Origin of the sequence: Photorhabdus aballayi, assembly GCF_026153155.1 — a bacterium.
In the GTDB taxonomy this organism is placed as follows: Bacteria; Pseudomonadota; Gammaproteobacteria; order Enterobacterales; family Enterobacteriaceae; genus Photorhabdus; species Photorhabdus luminescens.
In genome coordinates this window covers 1-25,641 of record NZ_JAPFCD010000049.1, presented here as the reverse complement: position 1 = coordinate 25,641, position 25,641 = coordinate 1, and the positions used below count along the sequence as shown (strand labels likewise).

The 25,641-nt window shown below is 42.7% G+C and carries 33 protein-coding genes and 3 pseudogenes; 27 read left to right on the top strand and 9 right to left on the bottom strand.

What is annotated here, in order from left to right; translation table 11 throughout:
* Window positions 1–87: 87 nt before the first annotated feature.
* A complete protein-coding gene (locus OO184_RS19315) occupies window positions 88–396 on the bottom strand; it encodes a hypothetical protein (RefSeq protein WP_265380578.1) in 309 nt (102 codons plus the stop codon).
* A gap of 268 nt (window positions 397–664) precedes the next feature.
* Here OO184_RS19315 and OO184_RS19310 point away from each other — a divergent pair, with 268 nt between their 5' ends.
* The 4 genes from OO184_RS19310 to OO184_RS19295 all read left to right on the top strand — a co-directional run bounded on the left by OO184_RS19310 (window position 665) and on the right by OO184_RS19295 (window position 2,382).
* A complete protein-coding gene (locus OO184_RS19310) occupies window positions 665–790 on the top strand; it encodes a hypothetical protein (RefSeq protein ID WP_265380577.1) in 126 nt (41 codons plus the stop codon).
* A gap of 507 nt (window positions 791–1,297) precedes the next feature.
* Window positions 1,298–1,645 carry a hypothetical protein gene (locus OO184_RS19305; protein WP_265380576.1) on the top strand — a complete coding sequence of 116 codons (348 nt, stop codon included), beginning with the start codon at window positions 1,298–1,300 and terminating at the stop codon, window positions 1,643–1,645.
* A 29-nt stretch (window positions 1,646–1,674) separates the two neighbouring features.
* Entirely contained in the window at window positions 1,675–1,797 is a 123-nt protein-coding gene (locus tag OO184_RS19300) for a hypothetical protein (protein WP_265380575.1), read from the top strand.
* 300 nt (window positions 1,798–2,097) lie between these two features.
* A complete protein-coding gene (locus tag OO184_RS19295; RefSeq protein WP_265380574.1) occupies window positions 2,098–2,382 on the top strand; it encodes a hypothetical protein in 285 nt (94 codons plus the stop codon).
* Window positions 2,383–2,430: 48 nt separating this feature from the next.
* On the opposite strand, the gene OO184_RS19290 is transcribed toward OO184_RS19295, so the two are convergent.
* Entirely contained in the window at window positions 2,431–2,619 is a 189-nt protein-coding gene (locus OO184_RS19290) for a hypothetical protein (RefSeq protein ID WP_265380573.1), read from the bottom strand.
* 133 nt (window positions 2,620–2,752) lie between these two features.
* On the opposite strand from OO184_RS19290, the gene OO184_RS19285 reads away from it, so the two are divergent.
* Window positions 2,753–2,920 carry a hypothetical protein gene (locus OO184_RS19285; RefSeq protein ID WP_265380572.1) on the top strand — a complete coding sequence of 56 codons (168 nt, stop codon included), beginning with the start codon at window positions 2,753–2,755 and terminating at the stop codon, window positions 2,918–2,920.
* A gap of 3 nt (window positions 2,921–2,923) precedes the next feature.
* On the opposite strand, the gene OO184_RS19280 is transcribed toward OO184_RS19285, so the two are convergent.
* Entirely contained in the window at window positions 2,924–3,058 is a 135-nt protein-coding gene (locus tag OO184_RS19280; RefSeq protein WP_265380571.1) for a hypothetical protein, read from the bottom strand.
* A gap of 396 nt (window positions 3,059–3,454) precedes the next feature.
* Between OO184_RS19280 and OO184_RS19275 the strand changes: the two genes are divergently transcribed.
* From OO184_RS19275 to OO184_RS19220, 12 genes and pseudogenes are all read left to right on the top strand, one after another.
* Entirely contained in the window at window positions 3,455–3,616 is a 162-nt protein-coding gene (locus OO184_RS19275) for a hypothetical protein (protein ID WP_265380570.1), read from the top strand.
* Between the two features lie 611 nt (window positions 3,617–4,227).
* Entirely contained in the window at window positions 4,228–6,216 is a 1,989-nt protein-coding gene (locus tag OO184_RS19270; protein WP_265380569.1) for a ParB/RepB/Spo0J family partition protein, read from the top strand.
* Window position 6,217: 1 nt separating this feature from the next.
* Window positions 6,218–6,385, top strand: coding sequence for a ParB family protein (locus OO184_RS19265; RefSeq protein WP_265380568.1), 168 nt, complete (start codon window positions 6,218–6,220; stop codon window positions 6,383–6,385).
* Window positions 6,386–6,672: 287 nt separating this feature from the next.
* Window positions 6,673–7,323 (top strand): hypothetical protein, encoded by a 651-nt coding sequence (locus OO184_RS19260; protein WP_265380567.1) that lies wholly within the window; start codon window positions 6,673–6,675, stop codon window positions 7,321–7,323.
* A 266-nt stretch (window positions 7,324–7,589) separates the two neighbouring features.
* Window positions 7,590–7,905 (top strand): annotated as a pseudogene (locus tag OO184_RS19255) (ExeA family protein); the annotation flags it as partial.
* A 643-nt stretch (window positions 7,906–8,548) separates the two neighbouring features.
* The gene (locus OO184_RS19250; protein ID WP_265380566.1) at window positions 8,549–9,385 is read left to right on the top strand and encodes a DUF4942 domain-containing protein; all 837 of its coding nucleotides are present in this window, start codon (window positions 8,549–8,551) and stop codon (window positions 9,383–9,385) included.
* A 107-nt stretch (window positions 9,386–9,492) separates the two neighbouring features.
* On the top strand, window positions 9,493–9,879 hold the full coding sequence (locus OO184_RS19245; RefSeq protein WP_265380565.1) for a hypothetical protein: 387 nt from the start codon (window positions 9,493–9,495) through the stop codon (window positions 9,877–9,879).
* A gap of 576 nt (window positions 9,880–10,455) precedes the next feature.
* Window positions 10,456–10,746 carry a hypothetical protein gene (locus OO184_RS19240; protein WP_265380564.1) on the top strand — a complete coding sequence of 97 codons (291 nt, stop codon included), beginning with the start codon at window positions 10,456–10,458 and terminating at the stop codon, window positions 10,744–10,746.
* Window positions 10,747–10,842: 96 nt separating this feature from the next.
* Entirely contained in the window at window positions 10,843–11,913 is a 1,071-nt protein-coding gene (locus OO184_RS19235) for a DGQHR domain-containing protein (protein WP_265380563.1), read from the top strand.
* Between the two features lie 71 nt (window positions 11,914–11,984).
* The gene (locus tag OO184_RS19230) at window positions 11,985–12,449 is read left to right on the top strand and encodes a hypothetical protein (RefSeq protein WP_265380562.1); all 465 of its coding nucleotides are present in this window, start codon (window positions 11,985–11,987) and stop codon (window positions 12,447–12,449) included.
* Window positions 12,446–12,763: a hypothetical protein gene (locus OO184_RS19225; protein ID WP_265380561.1), complete on the top strand. Its 318-nt coding sequence runs from the start codon at window positions 12,446–12,448 to the stop codon at window positions 12,761–12,763. The genes OO184_RS19230 and OO184_RS19225 overlap by 4 nt, the downstream gene beginning before the upstream one ends.
* Window positions 12,764–13,000: 237 nt before the next feature.
* Window positions 13,001–13,174 (top strand): hypothetical protein, encoded by a 174-nt coding sequence (locus tag OO184_RS19220; RefSeq protein ID WP_265380560.1) that lies wholly within the window; start codon window positions 13,001–13,003, stop codon window positions 13,172–13,174.
* On the opposite strand, the gene OO184_RS19215 is transcribed toward OO184_RS19220, so the two are convergent.
* Together OO184_RS19215 and OO184_RS25490 are read right to left on the bottom strand one after the other, a co-directional pair.
* Window positions 13,153–13,491 (bottom strand): recombinase family protein, encoded by a 339-nt coding sequence (locus OO184_RS19215; RefSeq protein WP_446500473.1) that lies wholly within the window; start codon window positions 13,489–13,491, stop codon window positions 13,153–13,155. The genes OO184_RS19220 and OO184_RS19215 overlap by 22 nt on opposite strands.
* A gap of 89 nt (window positions 13,492–13,580) precedes the next feature.
* Entirely contained in the window at window positions 13,581–13,661 is an 81-nt protein-coding gene (locus OO184_RS25490; protein WP_446500474.1) for a recombinase family protein, read from the bottom strand.
* Between the two features lie 450 nt (window positions 13,662–14,111).
* Here OO184_RS25490 and OO184_RS19210 point away from each other — a divergent pair, with 450 nt between their 5' ends.
* Window positions 14,112–14,426 (top strand): transposase, encoded by a 315-nt coding sequence (locus OO184_RS19210; RefSeq protein WP_265380559.1) that lies wholly within the window; start codon window positions 14,112–14,114, stop codon window positions 14,424–14,426.
* Between the two features lie 158 nt (window positions 14,427–14,584).
* On the opposite strand, the gene OO184_RS19205 is transcribed toward OO184_RS19210, so the two are convergent.
* Complete coding sequence (locus tag OO184_RS19205) at window positions 14,585–15,631, bottom strand: DNA-binding protein (RefSeq protein WP_265380558.1); 1,047 nt, start codon at window positions 15,629–15,631, stop codon at window positions 14,585–14,587.
* A gap of 587 nt (window positions 15,632–16,218) precedes the next feature.
* Window positions 16,219–17,151 (bottom strand): tyrosine-type recombinase/integrase, encoded by a 933-nt coding sequence (locus tag OO184_RS19200; RefSeq protein WP_265380595.1) that lies wholly within the window; start codon window positions 17,149–17,151, stop codon window positions 16,219–16,221.
* Between the two features lie 348 nt (window positions 17,152–17,499).
* Between OO184_RS19200 and OO184_RS19195 the strand changes: the two genes are divergently transcribed.
* Window positions 17,500–17,679: a hypothetical protein gene (locus OO184_RS19195; RefSeq protein WP_265380557.1), complete on the top strand. Its 180-nt coding sequence runs from the start codon at window positions 17,500–17,502 to the stop codon at window positions 17,677–17,679.
* A 217-nt stretch (window positions 17,680–17,896) separates the two neighbouring features.
* On the opposite strand, the gene OO184_RS19190 is transcribed toward OO184_RS19195, so the two are convergent.
* Entirely contained in the window at window positions 17,897–18,196 is a 300-nt protein-coding gene (locus tag OO184_RS19190; protein WP_265380556.1) for a TrfB-related DNA-binding protein, read from the bottom strand.
* A gap of 333 nt (window positions 18,197–18,529) precedes the next feature.
* On the opposite strand from OO184_RS19190, the gene OO184_RS19185 reads away from it, so the two are divergent.
* The 6 genes and pseudogenes from OO184_RS19185 to OO184_RS19160 all read left to right on the top strand — a co-directional run.
* The gene (locus OO184_RS19185; RefSeq protein ID WP_265380555.1) at window positions 18,530–18,979 is read left to right on the top strand and encodes a ParC-related protein; all 450 of its coding nucleotides are present in this window, start codon (window positions 18,530–18,532) and stop codon (window positions 18,977–18,979) included.
* On the top strand, window positions 18,976–19,263 hold the full coding sequence (locus OO184_RS19180; protein WP_265380554.1) for a type II toxin-antitoxin system RelE/ParE family toxin: 288 nt from the start codon (window positions 18,976–18,978) through the stop codon (window positions 19,261–19,263). Before OO184_RS19185 ends, OO184_RS19180 begins: the two co-directional genes overlap by 4 nt.
* 153 nt (window positions 19,264–19,416) lie before the next feature.
* Window positions 19,417–19,902: a hypothetical protein gene (locus tag OO184_RS25485; RefSeq protein ID WP_446500472.1), complete on the top strand. Its 486-nt coding sequence runs from the start codon at window positions 19,417–19,419 to the stop codon at window positions 19,900–19,902.
* Window positions 19,859–22,915, top strand: a pseudogene (locus OO184_RS19175) (hemagglutinin repeat-containing protein); the annotation flags it as partial. The gene OO184_RS25485 and the pseudogene OO184_RS19175, both read left to right, overlap by 44 nt.
* Before the next feature lie 771 nt (window positions 22,916–23,686).
* Window positions 23,687–23,911, top strand: a complete 225-nt coding sequence (locus tag OO184_RS19165; RefSeq protein ID WP_265380553.1) for a hypothetical protein — start codon at window positions 23,687–23,689, stop codon at window positions 23,909–23,911.
* A gap of 1 nt (window position 23,912) precedes the next feature.
* A pseudogene (locus tag OO184_RS19160) lies at window positions 23,913–24,196 on the top strand (Tn3 family transposase); the annotation flags it as partial.
* 108 nt (window positions 24,197–24,304) lie between these two features.
* Here the strand turns inward: OO184_RS19160 and OO184_RS19155 are convergent.
* Window positions 24,305–24,607 (bottom strand): transcriptional repressor protein KorC, encoded by a 303-nt coding sequence (locus OO184_RS19155; RefSeq protein WP_265380552.1) that lies wholly within the window; start codon window positions 24,605–24,607, stop codon window positions 24,305–24,307.
* Window positions 24,608–24,963: 356 nt separating this feature from the next.
* Between OO184_RS19155 and OO184_RS19150 the strand changes: the two genes are divergently transcribed.
* Together OO184_RS19150 and OO184_RS19145 are read left to right on the top strand one after the other, a co-directional pair.
* Complete coding sequence (locus tag OO184_RS19150; protein ID WP_265380551.1) at window positions 24,964–25,302, top strand: hypothetical protein; 339 nt, start codon at window positions 24,964–24,966, stop codon at window positions 25,300–25,302.
* Window positions 25,303–25,331: 29 nt separating this feature from the next.
* On the top strand, window positions 25,332–25,523 hold the full coding sequence (locus OO184_RS19145; RefSeq protein WP_265380550.1) for a hypothetical protein: 192 nt from the start codon (window positions 25,332–25,334) through the stop codon (window positions 25,521–25,523).
* Window positions 25,524–25,641: the final 118 nt, after the last annotated feature.

Sequence of the window (25,641 nt, the reverse complement as noted above, 5' to 3'; positions counted from 1 at the left end):
CAGTTGCGAATCATTGGTGGAACGTCGCATTCCTCAAGCGTCGTTATCTTGGATGGCCCTGACTGGCAGGGCCTGTATGGGAATACCTTATACAATGTCACGGATAATTGGGTTGCTGGAACCGTAGATGTGGTTATTCAAGGTGCGAAAACCACCGTGATCCACAATGTAGAGTTGTCCGTGACTGGCATTGTTTCGGTGGAAGTCCTCCAACTCTTCAGAGCCGAACAAAAAAACAGGCGTGCCGCTAGGTATGATCATGCGGGTGATGTTGCCGTTACTCTCACGAATCTGAAGCTCTAATCCTTCAGGTTTTCTGACCGAAATCAAGTCAACGAAAATCGAGTTAAATGCTGTTTCAGCCTTTCCGCCGAGTGCAATACCGGTAGTATCCATAATTGTCCCCTTAATAATTTTTGTTCGTTTTGTTTACCAATATTTAATCATGGGGCTAGTGGGTGACGAAGGATTTCAGGGCAGATAATTCATTGAAATACAAAAATAAATGAGAGAGAAACTGTCGTTCTCAAAATAGGTATATTCCTGTCAGGATATCGTAATGCTAATCGTTGTAGGGGTTTTCTGACAGGATCTTGTCGATTTCTGCTTTGTAGACTCAGTATTGTGTTGCAACAGGAAGAACTAGATCGAACAGAAAAAACTAATGACCAATCAGGTGCTGAATGCAATAACCAATCAGACTAGTGCATGGTGCGTTGGTAGTAGAGAAAAAGAACAACACCAACCGAACGACCGATGCTTTGCGCTGTTCTTGGCGCAAGGAACGTAGTCTGGCATACACGAAATCAAAGTATACCCGAACAACTGAAGCCGCTGGTGGCGCGTGAGTTCTAAACACGTACCGCCGGATACTTTTCGAACTGAATACTAATCGCCGTTAAGTGTCGGCATTTACGCGATGCAGAAACTGGCGCAGAGCAACTCTGAAGCCTTGAGAGTGTTATGATGCGATAATCTGGTAGAACAAGAATGCGCAAAATGACAATGAGCAAGGAGAGTTCATTACGGACTGATTTTGCCGCCTGCTACAGAGCAGGCATAATACATACACCTTAATATGTAAGACGATGGAAAGACAAAGATAAAGATATGGCAGGGGTAACGACACTTAAATTACTAGGTATTTCGTTAGCGGCAATCTCGTTTTTATTTTCCTGTGGAAACGCGAAGAGCCAGCGAGAAAAATTTAACTCCAAGAGATGTCAACATGTGCTTTGACCAATGCTGTTATAAGGCCAAAGTGACTTGGTTAGTGTAGTTGTCAGAAGGAATACCTATGGCAGAGAAAAAGCAAATCAATCGCGAGGTATACGCGCGATTACAAAAACTGGCAGTAATTCCCAAAGGGATTACTCCTGAAAAGCTGACAGAGCCACAGATCGAGGCTGTAAAACTGGCTTCGGCTGTAGTTAATCATTGGGATAATTACCCGAATATTCATATTCTTTTTGGGCCAGGGTGGTCAGTAATGATATCGCGCCACTTGATTTCTGCACTGCGGGAACGCGATGCACTTCTTACTCAGCTGGATAGTCTGGGAATCGTACCAGCTAAACCGGTCAGTGATTTCCAGCCATTGTCGTTCAGTGAGTTAATGAAGAAACTGTCTGTGGCCAAGGAATAATACCGGCTAACGAATTAGTAAGGTTGTCAATGGTGGACCAATATTTTCAAACAGAAAATATTTGGGATAAATATCAGCAGGAGCTGTTCGAAGATAAAGCAGCTAAGAAATTAAAACCACCGGGTTCAGCTTATCCGGAATGCGTAAGATGAGGATAGCTATCAACATAAATATGATAGCACCAACCTAATGATTTCTTAATGTTCGACAGGGAAAATAATAATGGTCATCATCAAGATTAAAATGCCGACAATGCATTTCTCAAGGCTCACTACCGCCCCGCACGTTTTGAAGGGCGTAACGGTGATTCGTGGGGCAAGGATTACTCATCATTTATCACTAAATCGGCATATCAGAAGTTGGAAAAACATGGCTACTCCTTGATCTCCAACCATGAATCCGAGTCCAATGAAACGGTTTATTATCTCCGCACACTGGAAACGTTCTCTGATATGACATTTCTACGTGAACATGTCTACACAATACCAGAGACGGCCAGTATTGAAATAACAGTTCTCCGTGATTTGACCCAAGACATTGAAGGGCAGCAACTAACCCAGCGGCTGGCGCACCTGTGTCGTAAGGTTCATGCAGTGCATCCTTTTTGCCGGGTAGTGGTGAATTCTGGTGAAGCTGAAATCAATGTGAAGATTGCGAACGCGACACTTGCCGAGGATATAGAGCTGCGTGAAGATATTGCCGCGAAAATTGAGCACTGGGTTTACCGCTTACGATAGCTACAAACCCATTAATCTTTTGTATCCGCAGTGAGTAATAAGACTATGTCACTGTATACCATTGAAACTTTTCAGAAAATTGAGTTTATTTTTAATCTGGCTCGTCAGATAACGTTTAGCGGAGAGCAACATCGTGATTACGCTTAAGTATCCGGTTTTCATCCCCTTTTTGGTTCCAAGACGAACACGAGAAACACGGCACTGTTTTACCAGAAACACTGTGCTGGTAGATGCCACCAATGAGATACTTCAGATTCAAGAGGGGAAATTACCCCCTCCATCCGGCAAAGCAGTCGCGTTTCGTGGGCTAAATATCCCGTAAGATTATATTGGGCAGAATAGACATCCATCACAATAAAGAGGTTAGACTATGACCTGTATTATCACTAAAGAAACCAACGCAGAACGTATGAGCGTTTTAACTCTCTGTAAAGCGGACAATATTGGCGCGTATCCAATTTCATTCCTGATACAGGGTTATTCAGGAATGATTCAGGTTATGCTTCCACCACAAACAGGATATATACTCAGCCACTAGCTCTCAGCGTTGCCATGCCTGAATAACTCTGGCTTGAGCAACATCACGTGACCACCTGCTTTCTTCATCAGAACCAGACGAAAACAGAACTCCGGTATCCGGTTTCTGATGTAGAAACTTGTATAGACGTTTTGCCATATTTATCACGAAGCCGTTTCGTATGATAAAATGCATCATCCAGCTCGTAATTTTTAATCTCACATCAATGAAACGAACATCGTTTTACTGGACTAACATCAATAATCCCATGCGACATAACAATAAACTCATTATTTCATGTCAGAGTAGGGGGAATAGTAGTTGCTGTTTAACCTTTGTAAGTATGAGAGAAACCTTGGCTATTCCAATTAGTATTCAGTTTGTGTTGGAGTTACTATTTATTAGAACACATGCGAACTTGATAACCGACAGTTTATTAAAAATAAAATGAATAGATTATATTTGATAATACTTGCTATTCTCATATTCGTCACTTGTGAGGGTTATGTTTAAATGATTAAATAAATATTAAGTAATACATAGGAGAAAAACTTTATGGCTGAGTATAACACTTTGTCACGCTATTCCCTGACGCTCAATAGCTTGTTCCCCACTCAATTAGTAGAAACTATAGAAAGTAGTGATATACCCTGCATTGTTGCAGACAACGAATTTCATTACCTGTTAACTAACAAGGCTATTTCTTATTGCCAGTGACAAATACACGCAATACTAAAAGATCTCCAGAGCGTTTTTTGAGAAGAATTATTCCATTTAGTGACGGTACATATATTCTATCAAATGTTCCAAATGTATGCGATTTACTGGTTAGAGATGAAGTGAAGAATTGGGATTAGCAACTGTAGATCGATATTACTGAAACTATCCAGAAATTATTTCTATTCTCTGGTTTCAAACAGCGAAAAATTTTGATGAATTTTAAAAAACCATCTTGAAGATTATTGTATAGCAGTCAGCAGATGGATATTTTTTTTCGTTATCAAATTTATCTTTTATATCACTAGGCAATTAAAAGCGATCCTCTTTTAGTTGTTTTTTGATTGTTTAATTATCCGGATCGATTTGGTTTTGAATAACTGGGTTTCTTTGTTTTTGAGACTAAAGAGTGGGTAGCATTGTGGAAGAAAAAAGAAAGGTATAAGGTCGGAAAGCGAAAACGACTACCGCGCTACAACAGTTTCAAACGGGTACGGAATACCCACCGATGGATTTTGACAACCAGCTTGATTGACCCAAGAGAATTTTAGAAATGCCGGACGTTGAAACCGTCCAGAAGAGATTAATCAAAATGCAATGAGGTATTAATAATGTCAGAGACTAATGTTAAAGCAACCATCAAAGAAAGTAAAACAGCTAAAAAATCTTCCCGTAAATCGCATAATGTAGCTCGGACGCTAGTTACGGTACTGGAACAGGCGGCAGTTGAGCTTGTTTCTTATTCCTACCTGTCTAATACCAATCAGAATGTGCGTTTTATCCCCTATTCACAGGAGAGTATTGAAGATCTGGCTACCAGCATCGCGACTATTGGTATCCTGCAAAATCTGGTTGTTGTTGAAATGTCAGATGGTTCACTGGGTGTCGTCGCTGGCGGTCGCCGTAAGGCAGCGCTGGCGTTACTTATTGAACGAGGTGTTATTCAATCCGATCAGCTTATTGTACCTGTCAAAAAAATTCCCGCCGAACTTGCTGTTGCAGCTTCTATGACAGAGAACGGGCAGCGTAAAGATATGCACTCAGCGGAGCAAATCATCGGTTTCCATATAATGGCGAGCGAAGGGAAAACTCCCACGCAGATTGGTGATTTATTGGGCTACAGTCCCCGTCATGTACAGCGGATGTTGAAACTTGCTAACCTCGCTCCCGCCATTTTGGATATGTTAGCAAAAGATGAAATCACAACTGAACACTGTCATGTATTAGCATTGGAGAACGATCAAGAACGTCAATTACAAGTATTAGAGGTTGCGCGTCAGCAAGGCTACAACGGCAGTATTTCTGCTTATGACATCCGTCGCCTTATTACTGCTAGTGAAGTGCTGATCAGGGATAGCGGTAAATTTAAGTTTGTTGGTGCAAATGCTTTTACTGACGGAGAGATCCGCCGTGATTTGTTTAGCGAAAGTGAAAATGATGGTTATGTCGATGCAGTCATGCTTGACAGCCGTGTCATGAGTAAACTTGAGCAATTAGCAATAGAAATAGAACAGGTAGAGGGCTGGTCATGGAGTTTAGCACGTATGGAGCGTATCAAAAGGTGGGGGGAAGATGGTCAGAAATACGTGTTCCTACATGAGCCAGCACCGGAATACACACCGGATGAACAGATCCGCCGTGATAAATTGATGGCATCACTTGATGCACTGGATTCATTCTGTGATGAAGCAGAAGTGTTGAAAATGCAGATCAACGACATCGAGCAGATTGTCATTAATCGTGCATGGACAGATGAACAAAAAAAACATGCTGGAATTGTTGTGTCATATCACGACGGCTGTCTTTGTGTTCAGCGTGGAGTGTTACTGAAAGAGGATGAAGTTCAGGACAAGGACAACTCCGACGAGCAAGGCAACGTTCCGGCCAATGTCATTATATCCCCGAAAAATGCGGTTGATGATATTAACCTGCCGCTACTCAAAGCCATGTCTTCTGAGCGTACACTGGCGCTACAAGCCGCGCTGGCACAGCAAACGCAGACTGCGGTAGCTTTACTGGCATGGACACTTTGTATGGAGGTGTTTGGTGGGAGTTCAATGTTCAAAAATCCTTTGCAAGTACGTTTGAATACGTCACATATGGGGCTTTGTGATAGTGCACCTACCGGAGAGAATGGACAAGCGTACACCGTTTTGATGGAACAGAAAGAGCACATTAAAGCCCTGCTACCTGAAGATTGGAAGAAAGATTTTACATGGTTGCTGGCATGGCCTGTTGAACACATTCATAACCTGATGGGTTTTTGCGTAGCTTGTGGCATTGATGGCGTTCAGAACCGTGAATGCGGCCGAACACAACTAAGCCCACTTGATGGGTTGGAAACAATAATGGGCTTCCATCTACGAGATTGGTGGCAACCGACCAAAGATAACTTTTTTAGCAGACTCAGCAAAGCGCAGATCTGTGAAGCGTTAACCCAGGCCGGACTGACCTGTGCTGCTAGTGATGCAGAAAAAATGAAGAAAGGCGACGCAGCCGAATTTGCGGAAAAATATATGGCAAACAATCGTTGGGTACCTAGATGGATGAAAGCTGAAACAATAGAAGCACCATTAGCTAGTAATGATATTGCAGCTTAACATGGAGACACCGCCTGAAAAGGCGGTGGTTAGAACAATGGCTTTGATTGAAACGTCTATGCCCGAAAAAAAGACAAGGAGGGTTGTCTATGAGTTCAGCCAGACCAACAAAGAGGCTCAGATTAAGATAGACGAAGCTATCTGCGTCATCATCGAACAGCATGATTAAGCCACATACTCACAACCTGGAATATCTGGGCTTTTTTATGTTTGTTCCTTCTAAAATCGCTCCATTTTTCCCGTAGCAAATTCACTATTAACTGAATGATTGTAAAGATTAATTTATGGTAATTTTGGGGCGAAATCCCGCAAATTCCATTTGCCTGTATGATTATTTTTTCACAACCCTGTTCGTGGTGCCTGTTTGTGATGGGATAATATCATCAACCAATGAATCTATCTCCACACTCCTGTAACGCTTACGAGCTGTTTGTTTAATAAAATAAGGAAACATATATGCCAAATAATAACTTTGTATCGGTCGTATTCACTTTCAATGGTAAAGTTCCGGCTTCGTGGCGCACGGCTCTGTGTGGTACGGATAAAAAAGCCTCATGGGTTGACCCGGATTCAAACGGCAGTAAGGCGTTGCAGGGCATTCTCGCAAACACACCTGTTTCACCGGAGGACTTTTCCGGCACAGAAAGCGTGACGGTTAACCTTCCAAAACAGGCCGGTGTGTTGTCTTCACTGGTCGGTATGTACGCTGTAGCTGATGCTCAGTTGCTGCTAGTGGCTGTCCTTCCAAAATATGAAAATCTGTCGAGCGTGAACGTGTTAAAATCTTCGCGTTTGCCATCCGGTGTTGTGATCCGCACAGAACAGAAGGCTGAGCGCTGTATGTACTTTATGACGCAAAATGGTATCTGTGTTCTGGCTGATTCGACCATTAACCTTTCGCCCGAAAAACTTCCGGGCGTAACCTTCTTCTCCAGTGAAGAAGAATTGGATCGTGCAGGTCTTGAGCATTGGGGCGAAAATGGTGGTGAAAGCTGGCGTGCTCAGGCTGCTGTCATGATGGGACGCAAAGTGCTGATGAGTGGCTTTGGGAACATGATAGAACTGGGTGATGACCCGGAGGAAAGAATTAACTCCCTCAGTAACTGATAACGGAATCATGAGCCTCAAACATAAAAACTCTTTTGCGAATGAACCAGATGAAAGCATTATCCGGCGTCTGGTGAGCAGTCATGCCCGCGCCACGATGAGTTCCGCGCCTGATGAACCTCCAGAAATATACGGCTTCAGATGAGCCTTTCCGTTTTACCGGTTCCTCAACAGGCCGGTTGGCCGTTCGTATCATCAATAATCAGTCTTCGCAAAACCAGATAAGTGGCTGTTTAAAGTTTAAAGTGAAAGACAGTTGCTCATTAAATATTTTGACGACGGATGCTATCGATTTACTGGCAATGAAACTCCGTACCCCGTTACAGGTGCAGTTGCATCTGACGCTGGTCATGGAAGCCGGTTATCAAACTGGTGAAAAACCAATAACAGCAACGCTGACAGAATCGGTGCTCTCGCGACAACTGATGATTTAGAGCCGATGCTAACGCGTCATGGTTATCATCTGAAAGATATGGAAGAAAAATTTGATGTGAAATCAGGGCACTGTTTAACAATCAGCTCGATCCGGTTCGTACGGCAGAGTTGCGCGACAGAATATTAGTGGTAGGGCTGCCAATATGATGGATTTTATTTGCAGTTAACGTGAGCCGAAAAAGCGGATAAATGCGAGTACGACTGTTTTTAATTGCAAGTAGCTACAATTAGTACTCAGTTTGTGCTGGAGTTACTATTCATTAGAACACATGCGAACCTGATAATGGACAGATTATTACAAATCAAATGAATAGATTATATTTGATAATACTTGCTATTCTCATATTTGTCCCCTGTGGGGGGCATGTTTAAATGATGAAGTAAACATTGAGTGATAGGAGAAAATTTTTATGGTTGAGTACAACACTTTGTCATGCTACCCCCTGACGATCAACAGTTTATTCCCCACTCAATTAGCAGAAACCGTAAAAAGTAGTGATATATCCTGCATTGTTGCAGACAACAAATTTCATTACCTGTTGACTAACAAGGCCATCTCTTATTACTACAAGCGAAACGCCAGACTCAAAGGAGTTACACATGGAAATAAGTATCAGCACGAAAATTCAGAAACCATGTTTTTTATTATTAAGTTTTTGTTAAAAATATATGGATTAGTTCACGATTTGTGAAATATATTCTGTTAATCCTATGTTTTAGTACTGATATTAGATAATAAATCTACGATTTTGGTAAATAATTAATAGATAAAATGGAAAAGGTATTTATTATGAAAGATTCTATTAAATTTCCGTCTGAACAAGTGAATTATATAAATTCTAAAGAAGAAGTTATATTATCTGTTTCTATTGAGAAAATTATTTCTTATCGTAACCATATATTAGAGTTAATTGAACAAGCGATTGATATATTAAATCAATCTCAGTCTTTATCACTTGAAATAGGTGGAGGTGAATTATTTGATTGGGAAATAAAACTTGGCAGATACGGTAAAGAGGGTATATTAAAAAGAATTACGAAAATAAATGATCGTATTATTTGGAATAGCTTAATGAGTAAGTCGGGCATGTTTAGCTTGATGGATGATCAAGCTAGAGATGAATGGGAAAGAAATTTGGATAAAGGAGAGTTTCCTGAGATAACAAGAGAAAATATTGAATCATCATTTGAACAATTGAGTAGAGAAAAAAATGATATTTTTGAGCGGGGAGTTATAAATATTTTTAAAATTTTATCATGGGACTATAAAACTAATGTTCCGTATAAATTTGGGAAAAAGATCATTATGAATAACTTAGTTGATCATGATAGTTTGCGGGGTTTTAGAGCGAGTTTGTTTGGTAGGAATAAATTAGATGATCTTGAGAGAATATTAAATATTTTTGACGGTATAAATGTTAAAGATTATCGAAATAGCATTGGAATGTTATTTGACGATCACGTAATAAACTCTAAAGAAGCAACTGAATACGAAGACGATTATTTTATTATTCGTTATTTTAAAAAAGGGACTGGGCATATATTATTTAAACGATTGGATTTACTAGAAAAATTAAATGATATTGTTATTATCCATTATCCAAACGCATTACCTGAACGAGTTTAGATAGAGGAAGATTTGTTGTATTATGTATTTAATTTTAAATGTTACTAATTAATCCACAGTGACAGGAGTAATATTGCATGCCTGTCAGATATGAGAGTAGGTAGAAAATGGACGAAGAAATTACATTAACAGCGATGTATTTAGCAGTAGCTGCAAAAGAAAATTGGGAAAATTTTATTAATACTATACGCACAAAACAAATAGAAGGAGAGATAGGTTTAATGTCTATGTTAATCAATCATGCGAAAGCCGTTGATGCAGTAGCAAATATGCTTAATAAAAAAGGCTATGATTTCCCCGGATGCTGGCTCTATGAAATTGTTGAAAAATTTGGGGGAGTATTAGTAACTAAAGATATATTGCTTTTAAAAGAGAAAGCTGCCAATATATTGGCAAATATACTGGTGAAGTGGTTTTCTATAACAAGAACCGAGTATGCTTATTTTACTGAGGAAGTGAAAAAATCTTATCTTACAGCATATGAATGCTTATAAATTTTAGAGGTTAATAACTTACTAAATACATTGCACTCCTATGTTGATATATTGTTTTTAGATAATGTGATAATTAATATCGAAATATGGAAGGCCGTTTTTAAATTTATTTTGGCGCAAAGCCCGTCTCATAGGAGAATATCAATGTCAAATTCAGGATTAACCATAGTTAAAAAGGGTCAAGAACTTTCGGATGATGAAATCATTCAATCGGTCATAAAAATTCCATACTCGGTTACTAAATCATAAAGTCATTACATATCGGTCACATTAACATTAACCAAAGTTACGTAATGACATGTGAAAAGAATGCAACAAATAAAGAATTAAAGAATTACAGCCACTGAGCTAACCCTGACCGACCAACAACACTACGTCAAAATCGCGTCGATTTGACGTAGCGTCACCGCAAAAACCTGTTCGCCTTTAAATATGACCGGATCATCGAAAAATATTAGAATTTTATATAATCAATATTGATTTCTTAAGATGTGTTGTTGTATAATATAAACATCAAGAACGGAAGGCCGTTCTTTGTAATTAGGCTGGTGCCATTCTCACAGGAGAAAATAAGTTATGTCACGCAAATCTATTATAATTATTTTTGCAGTGCAAAATAATATCCCTTCAATTCACTTCTGCTGTCATCCTGTTTTAAGTGGAGTTAATAATGATTTATGGATACCTATAAGCACTTACAGTGATAATCCTATGGATTTATTTAAGGCTGTAGGTCATAATGATCTTTTTAGAGCTATTGAAGATATTATGACGGTAAATTATTACTGCCATAATGTCGTTAGTGTTCAGCAAATTCTGAAATCAACACCTGACTGTATTGATTTCAACGTATTATATAATGAGTAATTATAATCAATTTGGTTTTCTTTAAAAAAATATCATTGCAGCGGTAGGCCGCTGCAATACATTTAGTGTAAAACTTCTCATGGGAGAAATATAATAATGAAAAATAAAAAATATACTTGGAATATTCCCGCCATTCGTTTTTTCCAGTCTGGTAGAATACAATATTCATTAGTTGTTTCCATGCGTTTGTTAAAAAGACTCCTTGCCTTTGATAATAGTCAAGATGTAATGCGACGTTCTCAAAGGGAATTAAACAAGAATCGGGCAAAGAAAATATCTTTATATTTAATTGGGGCTTTTGATAATAAAACATCTTATATGATTCCTCCTCTTGTTGGTAATATAGATAGTAATGAAGTTGAATTTGAAGAAATTGGCAATGATACACACATCGGAATTTTAAAAATCCCAATGGATTCTGATATCTCATTGTTTGATGGTCAGCACAGAGCTTGTGGTATTGTTGAATTTTGCAAACAAAGAGATGTTAATGACAGCATTTCTATAACACTTACTGAAAATTTAGATCTTGAAACAAGACAACAATTTTTTTCGGATATAAATAGCAATGCGTCTAAACCATCAGCCGCCATTAATCTTGCATATAACAACCGTGAGGATTATAGCCATTTAACTAGATACTGGATAAATGAAGTTAAAATGATTTCTGAATGGGTTGATTATGAACATAATGTTATCCCTAGTAAAAGTGATACATTAGTGAGTTTTAAAGCATTATATGACGCAACTAAACGTATATTTAATGTACCTACTGAAGAAATCCTATCAGAAACGACTAAAAGCCAAGCTGTAGCAATCTGGAGTTCTTGGGCTTATCTGGTTGGTTTAACAGAGGGCAATGCTAGAAACTATGACTCAGATTATCGAAAAGAGTACATCAAATTTCATGGTGTACTGATTAATGCTTTTTCTTTTGCTGTATGTGAGTTATTGAAGGAAAAGAAAGAAATTGATGAGGTTGTTACTAAAATTAATGGTGCTGCTATGCTAATGGATGAGACTAAACGAGAAACGTTTTTTCTAATCGAAAATTGGAAGGGGATTTGTGTTGATTCTGAGCGGGGCACTATAAAGGCTGATGTAAAATCGCAACGGATTGCGGGAAGCCATTTGTTAAGTTTTATCAATGGTGATGTCGGCTGCTGATAGCTCATAGCGCCTGACAGGTACATAAATATAGCCTGTCAGGCTATACAGTTAAAAAGTAAGGTTAAGCTATGATAAGTCAAACGCCATTAATTAGAATGTCTAAAGAGTTTCGGACTAAGGTTGTTAAAATCTGGATTATGAGGACAGATTTATCTGCATCTCAGGGAGCTATTCGATTAACTGAGGTTGCTGTTAAGCATGGTTTTATAAGGCGTGATAAACCAGTATTTGGAACGACTCTTACGTCGTGGACTATAGGAACTGTTGAAACCCCTTTATGGGCGGCTAAAGCAGCCTTGTTGATGTTACTTGAATCTGAGTGGGTGCCTTCAAATGATGAAGAGTGGGCAGGCTTTGCAACGATATTTTTAACAATGAGTAAATCGCTACAGTTAGCAGACTTACTTATCTTGTTGCCTGAGCGTGTTGCTTCTCGTACTGAGGTTACAGGGTGGCTATGTGCTGCAATCGAAGAAATGGAGCGCTTTAATGTTGTTAAATGGTATGAGAGGAATCTAGGTAAGATTACATGAGATTTTCAGACATTGGAGATATATTTTCCAGAACGGGGCGGAAAGGCACAGCACTAGCAGTGCTATTTTATATGCTTGATCGATATGATGATGGTGTAAACATGGTTAGCATTGATGAGTTAATCGATGTAACTAAAGTTGTAAAGGAAAATTTATCCAGCTTATGTAATCGGTTAAGTAAAGAAGGTATTTTAACGGTTAAACATATAACACCGGATGGAAACATCTATGAGGAAAGGAAAAGCCGGTTAAATACTAAATCAAATTACCAATTATCAGAAGATGTTTTACGTTCATTTAAACGGGATAAATAAAGATCGGTTTAACTGTATTAGTCTCGACTTGATCTGACAATTAGCCCTTGCAAGGTTGAGAGTTACCGGTTTTGATAAAGGTGTACAAACTTTATACAAAACACGAGGTAACTCTCATGCTTTATACTAACAATCCTATTAATGCCGTGATAGGTAAATTGATATGTTGTGCCAGTGTTCGGATCTTATCAGCGCGTTTACTGGTCTTGCTGGCCTTGAATTTACGGTAGCGATGCAATGGAATGGGACCGGATATCGGCCTATACGGGCTACCCCGTTCTCCACCGTATTCGGCATATCATTCATCGTCAAACAGTCCCCACAGTAACTTTCGCGGCAGACTATCGAGCCGCTGCCGCAATTGAACAAGTGAGTCTGGCGGAATACCGCTATAACGTCTTAAAGGCATGATGTTCTGCCTGAGCTAAATAGTTATACAGTGTAGTGCAGCCGATCCCCATCAGGCGGCAAATCTCAGCGACGATGTGACGCCGTTTATGGTAAAGCTGTAAAGCCAGTTTCTGTTTTTCTGGTTTTCGTCCCCCAAGACGCCCTCTTGCTCTGGCCGCAATAAGTCCTGACTGAGTGCGTTCACGGATCAGGTTGCGTTCAAATTCCGCCAGAGCACCAAATAAGTGAAATATTAATCGGCCTCCGGCAGAAGTTGTATCGATGTGTTCCTGAAGGCTACGTAATCCTACATTGATAGTTTCCAGTTTTTCGACCAACTGGATTAAATCCTTTAGGGATCGCCCTAAACGATCCAACCGCTAGACAATGACTGTATCGCCCGGTCGCAATGTACTGAGTAATTTGATTAATCCTTGTCGTTCAGAGCATCACGCTGTAGGTCGAGATGTTGATCATCGGTAGAAACCCGCGCATATCCAATCAACATGATAGAGATGTCCCGTTATTATGTGAAAAACCAGTATAACTGAACGTAGAAAAGCGGACTGATTAAAAGAACGCTGATGTCATTATCAGAAGTCATATGCACACTTGGCTTTAAGCCCTATTCATTGGTGCAGTCGACTTCTGAAAATGACAGGTTAGCTGTAGCGGAGATGGAATTCAGGTTGGAGTTTAATAGTGCAGGTTCATTATCATTTAATCTGGGTTTGCGGCACGGATAGAATCATCCAATGCTGGTTGAAAACTGCCGTTGATTGCAGGTTTGGTGCTTTTTGTTTTTAGGTCGTTACATTTAACGTTGCGACTCAATCGATTGAGTTTCAAGACAATAAAATGTATCTCCTTTGCGTAATATTTTTAGCTGTTGTGGTACAAGAATCCCTGACACCCCACAAGTCTGCTATTCTGATTAATATCAATGCCAGGCATCAACATGAAACTGCAACAACCAAGACGACAATATTCCGCTGAATTTAAGCTGGAAGTGGTTCAACAAGTTGTTCTACATCAGCAACAAATTGTGGATGTTGCCCGTTCACTGAGCATTAATACCGGTACGTTGGGAAAGTGGGTTTATCAGTATCAAGCAGAAAAGCAGGGTGTGACGCTTTCTGGCAAAGCTTTCACGTCTGAACAACGCCGTATCCAGGAACAGGAAAAGTACGTCAGACAATTGGACATGGAAAAAGATATCCTAAAGCAAGCAGCCGTGCTGATGGGCGAACTTTACAGGGGAACTATGTGCTGATCACACGGCTGAGCCCCCAGTGGCTGGTTGTTGAATTATGCCGTGTGGCTTCAAAACGTCACAGAATGTTGGAGTATTGGAGATTTCGGCATAAACTTGTAGTCGTACTCCAGCTCAATAATGTGGAGCACGTTGTAATCAGGACAGTATTCATCCTCTTACTTTTCCTCCCCTTTGCCAACCTTGCTTTTTTCACTGACCTTTGCGATCTCATGTTCTAGCTTGGAGATTTTGGTAAGGGCATCATCGTATTTTTTTTCAAGCTGTTTGGCTTGTTGGTTTTTTTCCTGTATTTGACCTGCCATGACACCTTTCTCTTGCACCAGATTGCGGATGTCTGCTTCGGTACCGGAGAGCTTTCCTTCCAGTTTTTCGTGCTCAGTAGTCAGGCGTTGGCATTCTCTGTCTGCTGCATCACCATGAGCTTTGGCAGCATTTAGGAAGTCTTGATTTTCGGTCAATTTGGCCTGCGTTTTTTCGAGCTGCTCTTTAAGGTCTGTGCTCTGTTCCTGCATGGATCGGAGCTTCTCATTCTGCTCAATATTTTTGCCTTTTTGCACTGTTAGCTCATCCTCTGTAGTTGCCAATTTTTGGCTTAAAGAGGTATTTTCCTCTTTTGTCTGCTCAAGTTGATCTTGGGCGCGAATGAGTTCAGCGGTCTTACCCTCCAGCTTTGCCTCCAATTCAGCCAAGCGCTTTTCCTGCTTTTCCGCGTCAGCGTACAATCGCTCCAGCTCGGATGACTTGAGTGACAGGGACTTGTCGGTCTGAGCAAGCGAAGCGTCAGTTTCGGCCTTCTTTCTGCCCAACTCCTCAAGCTGTTCCTCTAACAATTCAACTCGTTCTACGGCTTCATTAGCCATGTCAACAGCTTGTTGCATGTCTTCCTGGAACTCTGCTTCCCTTTGCCGAAGAACTTCCCGTTCCCGCTCCAATTGCTCATCAGCTCTGGCCTTTGCAACCGAGTAGATCTTCCGGAGAAAAAGCTCTGCATCGCTGACTACTGACTCCGGCAAAACAACCTCTACCGGTTCATCTTCGAAGGGGTTTTCTTCTGCCCACTGTTTAAGGTAGGTAGAGATAGTAGTGTAACTCCCCTTGTCAAGCAGAGCTCTGATGGCAATGATTGTCGGGCGCTTACCTGCATCAACCAGCTTTTGTGCTGCCTTGGCAACGTCTGTGTATTCAATGAGCTTACGGGCCATAGTGATACTCCTTTCTAGAATTGCAATATTTATCATAATTACCATAATTATGATAAATATTGCAATAACAAGCATAGAATTGAAACCTGCCTTACGCGAAGAAAAAAAGATAGAAGGAGTTACGGTGTAACTATTACTCTGGGGAGGATTCTATAGTCGCACCTGCAAAGGTACCCAATACTTCGGAAGCTATCTGGTCGGAATGAGTCTTGCCTTACATGGATGAGTATCTTAATTAAAGGTCAGGCTAGAACTGTGGTTGAGATAGGATTGTGTGAGGATCCTCCTTCATAACCCGTTTTCCATAATGAATAAATGCTTATTTTTCATTACGGAGTTTTGTCTCGTAGCTACAGTGATAAAAAGGATAATGTTAGCTGATGCTCTCTACTACTCAGCCTGTGAAGGGGTGGGCAGAGAACCCACTTATATGACGCTCTTGTATTCATCTGTTGCAAGAATTCGACTTATATCAAGAGAGCAGTGTATGGCATGATCGGGCGTATATCCATGCTTATATGCTATCTCTAGCCCATATTAGTTTTTCTTCTCCAAATTTTTCACTAATTGATTTGCGCCATAACAGGTTACACTATATCAAGTTTCTGACTGGCTTTTCTCAAACGCTCATCCCCGCGTCTGTCATATTTCTGTGTTGTTGCAACACTGGAGTGTCCCATCGCATCTTTCACTGTTATCAGGTCCTCTCCGTTGTCGAGTAGGGCGGAGGCGAACGTCCTGCGTAAATCATGGGGTGCACATTTATCGAGGCCGGCTTCGACTCGCCGGGTACCGAGAATGTGGTAAATCGCTTGGTCTGACATCCGGCTATCGGTTACATAATTATGACGGCGAATGCGGGGGAAAAGCGGTCCGGGGTAGTCCCCTCGGACTTCCTCTACCCATTTCATCAGTCGCTCAAAGGTACCGGCAGGCATGTACGCAACGCGTTCCTTATTACCTTTGCCCAGTACTTTTAATGTCTGCTCACGATGAATAATATCCTTATAACTCAGCGCGACGACTTCGGAGCGCCGCAGTCCACACCCGAGAAGGACACTAATAATAGCGGCATCTCTGAGCCCTTTTGAACTGTGATCATTTTCACATGTGAAAAGCAACGTCCTTATCTCTTGCTTATCCAGTGCTCGACCTTTCGGCAGACGGGAGCCTTTAACCGATCGTACTTGCTTAATATGCTGAAAACTGTCGGTATCGAGCTGTTTCATGGTCCATGCTTCAAGAGCTACCCCTTTGAGTGCAGACAGGTAAGTATTGATCGTGGCCGGAGCCTTCCCGGCATCCCGCAGCATTTCAAGAACAGCCTGAACGTGGTGTCGTCTCAGTGCATTCCAGGCACATTCCCTAAGGTTCTGATACCCAATCATACGAGCAATGATATTAAGAAAAGACCCCATCGTTTGCCTACTACGCTTCGAACCGAGACTGATCAGGTAGGCAACGGCTGGATTATCCTGGATCTGGTTCAGAGCAGTTGAACTGATAGTTAACTCACTCATGGAGGATTGCTCTGACAGCACTATTGTACTGCCGGTGCAACTATTACTGTTTTTCATACTGTATAAAGCTATCTCCCTGATACCTAAGGTTACGAGCAGTATATTTACCCCATTCCACGATGATGATGTGGGGGCAATCATCGAAGGTCGCTCTTACGTCAAAAATCACTGATCGCGCTCCTCGTAAAAAGTGGGCATTTAGTCCCTCCTTAATCTTATTTAATAAACTCTACTTTTTCAAAGAGACATTTTAATAAGTAGAGTCAGCGACAAAGAGTACACCGCCACTTTATCATAATTATCATAATTACGGTAATGAGGTAATAATTCCTGAATTTACGGTCAGCAATGGAAAGAAAGGATAAGGACAGCGCTTACATGCATTATGCCATGACGATGGGAACGATTAGCGGTGCCACACTCAGCGGTGGCATAAGCCGCAATGCAGGCTTAGACTTTATCAATATCCTTGAAGAAATCCGGCATGCATTTTTTATTGTGCTTTCAAATGCAGGTTCTTACAATTAATTGTCGGCAAGGTAACTGTTCGTATATACGTAAGAAATGCTATTAAATAACTATGATAGTTCATTCTACCAATAATTAAGTTTACTTGCTGGTTTCTTATGAGTAGGCACTTTTGTTGGAAACTGATGATCTCTCGATACAGATCGGGAATATGGGGTAGAGTGACCAGCTACCCGGTTCCCGCACTGCCAGCAGAGTTTTCGGCACACTAATTTTGCTATTTTGTTTGCTTCATATAGTGTTTAGCTATTTCTATGACTTGTTCCGCTAAGTCAGGTGGTAGCCAAACGTTAACGGCTTGTAATCCCTTGATTTCCTGTTCGTCAATGATGGTAGTCACTTTTTTCACAGCTGCATGGACATTCTGTCGAGTAACGTTGCGTTCTTTTGACACATCGGAGGGTTTCTTACCATCTACGAGTATATCACGTGCTGTTTTAATGGTTTTTATAGACAAATGTTCCAATGCGGGGTAAATAAGATCCCAATCAGATTGGGAAATACGTCTAATCTTCACATTTACCTCTTAAAGTACTTTACAAATTCTGAATTATATTCAAATCCATCATCATGTCAAATCATTGTCAATTATCGTTTTACTAATTATTTCATTTTGAAAGAGAGAAGAAACCCGACGCGGCAACGTACGGGTTTCTAGTTAAAACTGATAAAATACCCACTTTTAGTATAAGTCAAACTCACTTTATTTAACACTTCAAGCTACATCTAACGGGCGTTATGTTCAGCCATTGAGTAAATTAATAATTAAACACCTTGCAATTTACTATAATTCGCACTATAAATTACAATAGTCCTATTGTGAAATATTCAGAAATTGCGAGGTAACAACATGACTGAAACTATCGACCACGGCACCCTCTCCCATCTTGTGGAGGCCGGAGCCGTCAGAGGAGCACACATCGTAGGCCAGCCAGGTGGCTGGGCCGTGATGGTGCGCTATGGAATGCACGAGCGACAACTGGCCGCACAACGCAGCCGTAATGTACGGCTGTTTCGCAAGTTCGAGACGCTGGTTTCCTACCTTAAAAAAATTGGCATTGCCCGCTTCGACGTGGATTCATCAAACTACTCGCCCGACACCCCCAATACCTTAAGGCCAGATCGTGCCGAAGCGCTCAAGCGTACCCACGAGGCCGCAGCCTATGATACGTGGTTTCGTGAACAAGTGCAGCAAGCCATAGACGAACCTGGACCTGGTATCCCTCACGCTGATGTCAAGGCCAAATTTGCCGCCAAACGTGAAGCCTTGCGTAAACGCATTGTACAGGGTCGCGCATGAAAATCATTTGGCGAAAGATCGCGGAAGCAGATCGGGAACGTATCTTTGATTACATCGCACAAAACAACCCCAACGCCGCGCTTGAGCTTGACGCAGACTTTGATACCAAAATCGAACTCGCTGTGCAGCAGCCTAAACTGTACCGCCCCGGCCGCATGCGCGGCACACGTGAAATCGTCGTACGACCTAATTATGTGATTGTCTATCGCATCAAGGGTAGTGGTACGGTGGTTGTGCTGCGCGTGCTCCATGCTGCCCAACAATGGCCCCCGGCCAAGTCCTGACAGCTTCCATACCCTACCAGAATTACCTTTGGACGCCTTATAGTTAATATAGTATTAACTATAAGCTACCAATTAGGGGTAGTGACCGGGTAGCTGGTCACTACCCCAATTACTAAATGCTCCTCTAGTCCAACTGTCTTAGAATCGAACCAGTTGCTGAAACTTATTTTACCTCCGCTCTGTTGTTTAGTTCCTAATCTACTTCGCGGTGCCATTAGCAGCCGTGACGGGCTGCAATTAACGTCGTCTGCCGATGTCTCGAACACCGGCAAATTACTGTCACAATCGGCGGTGAATTTACAGGCTAAAGGTGCGTTAGAGAATCAGGGTCGGGTGGAAGCCCGCGGCGATACCACCGTTACCGCAGGTACCATACACAGCAGCCATGACAGCGTCTGGGCCGCCGGACTGGATGATAAGAGCAACACCACCTGCCCCGGTTCACTGGCCCTGACCGCGCAACACGTTCAGGCCAATGGCAAAAATTTGGCGACCGATACGCTGGCTGTCCACAGTCAACAGATTGACCTGAGCGACAGCCAGACCGCCGCCAGTCAGATTCAATTGAATGCCAGTCAACACCGCTCGCGCCACCGTCAACGCCGACCGTTTGACTGCGAAAACCCCCGGCCAGTTTAACAACGACGGCGGGCAATTAGTGGCACAGGAAATCCACCTCACGACGCCGGATATCTCTAACCTGAAAGGAAAAATTAACCAGACCGGTACCGGTGAACTGACGCTTAACACTCACATGCTGAATAACCGTGGCGGGACCCTGTTCAGCCGGGGCAAACAGCTCACGATTACCACAGACACGCTCGACAACCGTCAGGGCAATATTGCCAGTCAGGGCGAGGACCTGCATCTGACCGCGCCACCGGCCAGCCCTTCACCAATATAATACCCGCAATGCCGACCAAAAAGCGGGCCGGTTGTTAAGCGGCGGGCAGTCCGCGGGACAGGTGATAGCCGAGGACACCCTGACCTTAAACAGTGGTGAGCTGGATAACACGGCGGGGCTGTTACAATCCGGCCGCGAGATGGCCGTTGATACCCACGGGCATGGGCTCATTAACCCTGCGTACCGGTGCCATCGATAACACCGGCGGCATGATAGCAGCGGACGGCAAAACGGCGCTAACCAGCACCGCGCTCAATAATACTCAGGGACAGATAGCGGGAAATGGCGGGCTGGACATTCACAGCCGACAACTCACTAACCGCAACGGAACCTTACAATCCGCAGACACCCTGAATCTGGACACCGATGGGCAATTACTGGATAACCAGCAGGGCCAGATTCTCGGCGAGGGCAAAACGGCTGTCACCAGCGGCCCGCTGGACAATCGTCATGGGCAGGTGCAGGCGGTGGGCGACACCACACTCAATGTCAAAACCCAAACCGATAACACCGGCGGCCTTATCCGTGGTGGTCAGCAATTGACCTTGAGCACCGCTCACTTGATTAATCGCGACACGGCACAAGCGGATAAAGGACTGGAAGCGCAAAACCTGACGGTCAACACCCAACAGGTGGACAACCGCTAGGGTGCTTTACGGGCAGCCGATCACCTACAAGCGAACATCCGTCAGACTCTGGATAAATACCCAGGGGCTGGTCACCGCAGGTAAACAGCTCACTATCAACCGCAACCGCATCTGAGGATTAACAACCAACAGGGCACCCTGATTGCCGGGGAACACGCCACGATTAACGCTCACGGCCTGAGTGGGGACGGCCAACTGTTATCGCAGGGCGATATGGCGATCACTTTAACCGAGGATTTTCACCATACCGGCAACACCGCGGCCAATGGCAATCTGACCCTGAAAACCACCGGCAATCTCCGTAATGACCGCCAGATAAAAGCCGGTCGGGCGCTGCATCTTGGGGCGCAAAATCTTACCAACAGCGCCGCCGGTGAAATCAGCGCCGGGCAAACGCAAATCAAGGTCCACGATACGCTGAATAACACCGGACTGATTGACGGCGGCCTGACCCATCTCACGGCCAACACCCTGAACAATACCGGTACCGGACGCATTTACGGCGACCGGCTCGCCCTCCAGACGGGGACCTTGAATAACAGCGCACAGGACGGCAAAGCCGCCGTGATTGCCGCGCGGGACCGGCTGGATATCGGGACCGGGATACTCAACAACAGTCACCATGCCCAGATTTACAGCGTGGGCGATATGCACATTGGCGGCCAGTTGGACAACAGCCTGACAGCCACCGGTCAGGCGCGTGAACTCAATAACCACGCGGCGACAATTGAGGCCGGGAACAATTTGAAGATTCAGGCCGACCAGATTCAAAACACCAACGCCGGTCTGGTGACTCAGGTCGTCGAAACGGAAAAATCACCACATCACGATGCGGTATTGAGCGGCCAGACCATTCGCTATGACTGGTCGCAAGTGGACACTTCCCGCCACAACAAATACGGCGTACACGATGCCATCATGCCGGACGGCAGTCGCAGTAATGACTTTTACGAATATCAGTACACCCGCACCGTGAATGAAACGCAGGTTAAACAGAGTGACCCCGGTAAAATTCTGGCCGGCGGCAATATCACGCTCAACAGTGCGAAAGTCACTAATCACGACAGCCAAATTGTCGCCGGCGGCGAGCTGAACGGCGAAATCGGCGAACTGCACAATATAGCCACTCAGGGGGAGCATCACCACCGATAAAGGTCGCCAGACTCACTGGTATGCGAAAAAGAAACGACTTAAGTCCAGATTCCGCGGCACCAAAACCTCGCAGGGGAAAAGCCGCAGTGGTTATCACCCTGCCCCGGTGATAGAAACCCTTGACCTGAAAACTCTGGCCTGGCAGGACCATACTCGGCCACAGAACACCGATATCACGATTACGGACCGACAGACCGGCCAGATACACGCGGCCCCCACGGCGGTCAAACCGGTGAGCGGGATAAACGACCAGCCTCTGGTCTTGCCCCCCGGCCAGCCATTTGAACTGAGTTTGCCCCCGGAAACGGTGAAAGGGCAAACAATCGACCCGGTGATACGTGTAGTGACCCCTAATACCCGCTTGCCGGATAACAGCCTGTATACGGTGCAACCGGGCAGTGACAACCACTATCTGGTCGAGACCGACCCGAAATTTACCCAGTATAAACAGTGGCTGGGCTCGGATTATATGCGGCAACAGTTAACGCATGACCCGGCGCTGGTTCACAAACGCCTGGGCGATGGGTTCTATGAACAGCGACTGGTGCGGGACCAGATTACCCAACTGACCGGCCGGCGCTATCTGACCGGCTACAACAACGATGAAGCGCAGTTTAAAGCGCTGATGGATGCCGGAATTGCCTTTGGCCAACAGCAACAGTTAACGCCGGGCGTCGCCTTAAGTCCGGCGCAGATGGCATTGCTGACTTCGGATATTATCTGGCTGACTAACCAAACCGTGACCTTGCCGGACGGCACTACCGAGGTAGTTACTGTGCCGCAGGTGTATGCACGCGTCCGTCAGGGCGACCTGAGCAGTGATGGTGCCTTGTTGGCTGGTAATACCGTGGCGCTTAACAGTCAGGGCGATATCACCAACAGCGGTACGATTAGCGGGCGTGACGTCACCCAACTGACCGCCAACAACCTGACCAACAGCGGCTTTATTCTCTCCGAGGACGAAAATACGCAACATCAAAGTATTTAGGTAACTTACTTAGTTTAATAAATTCTTTATTTGCATATATAAGACGAAATTTCTTATCTTTTACAAACCACGGATCATGACTTCTATCCCACATATTTGTTAACCGAAGGGTAATTTGACCCATATATGACCTTCAATAATTATTGAATATAAGTAGGAAAGTATTTCAACAATCAACAAGAGCAGCTACTCGTTCTATAAGGAACCATTCCTCATAGTTAGAAGTTATAGTATTGTCTAAGATTGTTCTAAATCATACAGTTCAAACTCCAGTTTCGAATTGTTTTTTACAATAGAATAACGAATTTATTTTAGATAGAATGTGAGATAAGTTTGCTGTTCATGTAAACGGTTTCATGAAGTTTTAAAATGTGATTTATATGACAATATTTGATCTTGCTTGTAACTGATCAGCTACAATATCTACTACCTTATTATGGGAATATTTCAATGAATGTCCTTAATAGCATATCTAGATCAAATATTCCGTAAAAGTCTATAATGAGAGCAAATCAACAGTGTTAACACACTAAGATAATTTCCTTCAGCCGAAACAAGGGAACTGTAAGTACGGTTGAGTGGTTAAATAAGTCAGCAATAGTTAAAGAATACAACAAATTAACATCAGCATGAGGGAATTTAATTTTAGTACCACAAACACTGGAGAGTATTCGCAGATACTGTTGTCATAACTCACAGCAATATTTCATGAGAAGAGAGGTAAATTCCATTATGAAATTAATACATTGGATTGCCGAGTACGAAGCATTATGCGAAAGAGGTTGGTCGAAAGGTATGCTGGCAAGAAAGATTTTAAGGAAAATTAGGAATGAGTTTTATAAAAAAGGGTTAGTATATAATACCCAGACTCTCGCATTATATGGTAGTAGAAGAGAACTAAAAGGTCTCTTAGAAGGTCAGAAATATATAAAAGAAATTAAAGATTTTACTGGATAGGGGTAGTGACCAGCTTCCTGGTCTCAAAGATGCCGAAATGGTTCTGCGGGAAGGGGATGACAAACTTGATGATTACCCAAATCTGGAGTCGATACTGACACGTCCTATCAACTGGGAGCTAATTATCCAGCAATACGATGAGATGATCAAATATGCGACTACGCTTAAGCAGAATACCGCCGATCCAGAGGCCATACTGTGCCGCTTCACCCGAAACAACATCCCACTTACAAAGCACTTGTTGAACTGGGCAAAGTGATCAAAACCATTTTTCTGTGCCGATACAGAGGGGTTGTGCAGATTCCCACGAAAAGTTCACTGGAGCGTCGTTATTGTATGAGCCGTGGAACAATTTCATCTTGGTATCCCAACGCTTCAACATTAGTCTCCTTATTAGTCTCCTTCCTTCTGTTCGTCTGTTTCCCAAATAACCCCTAACCCGGCTTTATAACAAAGTAACGCCCACGCCGAGTAAGGTATTCCCCCTTCTTTACACCATCGCCTAAATGTCCGGCTGCCTTTTCCTCTCCCTGTTTCGCCTGGTAGACCTATGTATTTTGAGGCGTCAACCCCAGTAAACTTATTTCCTGATTGTTCCTCAACGAGACTTAACACCGCTTTGATTTCTTCACCTGTAGGAGGTGTCCAACCATTACGAAAAGGGAGTAAGGTTTCAGTTCTAATTACATTATTCAAAGTGTCTCTCCTGAAAGCCCCGCATAAGCGGGGCAATAGGCTTAGACGGCCTGAAAGGCTGCGTTCTGCTCGCGTAATACTTTCATTACCATTTTGAACTCACTCCTGGATTAGGGAGGAAGCTTAAATGAGGTATGGCTATCTATTGCCTTTTTAATCATCTCGGCCAATGCTAAAATAGCATTGTTCATAGTTACTCTATCGCGGGTTTAACGTGAACTTCCCTGTATGGATAGTCATATCTTAATTATGTTATTAAAGTCACTAATATAATCAAAAAATGATTATTGATATATTGAAGTATCATCAAAAAATGATTACATTGATTACATCAACAACGAACGGAGAACTTGAATATGAACACTGATTATCTGAAATCAAAGCGTGCATCATTCATCTTAGAACGTCCTTACGAAAGCTGTATCTACGGTCAGATGACTGCAAAAGGTTATGTTTGCATCGAAAGGCAGAAAATGTATGTTGCAGCGAATTATAAAGATAGTAGAGAATCAATTTGTATTGGGCTGTATGACATAGATATTCGTAGCGATACTGTAACATTTCTAAATTATATCAGTGATATGTTTCATGAAATCATTGATAAAGAAATACGTAATGATGAAGAAGCTAACAGAAAATGGGTTGAGGAACACAAAAATAGACTCAGAGATTCTCGCGGCCATATCATTGATTGATTATCACAAATAATGATATGGGAATTCATTTGAATAGACAATGCGAAACACTGAAAGAATATATTGATCGCCATTTCAGTGGCAATCAGTCTAAGTTTGCGCAACATATGCATGTTACTCCGCAGCAAGTCACAAGGTGGATAGCGGGTAACTGGATTGTTGTTGGTGGTATCTTATACAGCCCAAAACGGAGAATATATACATCTAAAGAGATCGGATAAATGTTTAAAGAAAGTAAAGAGTTTATTGAAATAGATATTACAAAAGCTTCTTCTGATGAGCTGTTATCGCTAATTCATATTGCTAGTACTGAATTGAGAAATAGATTAAAGCAACCCG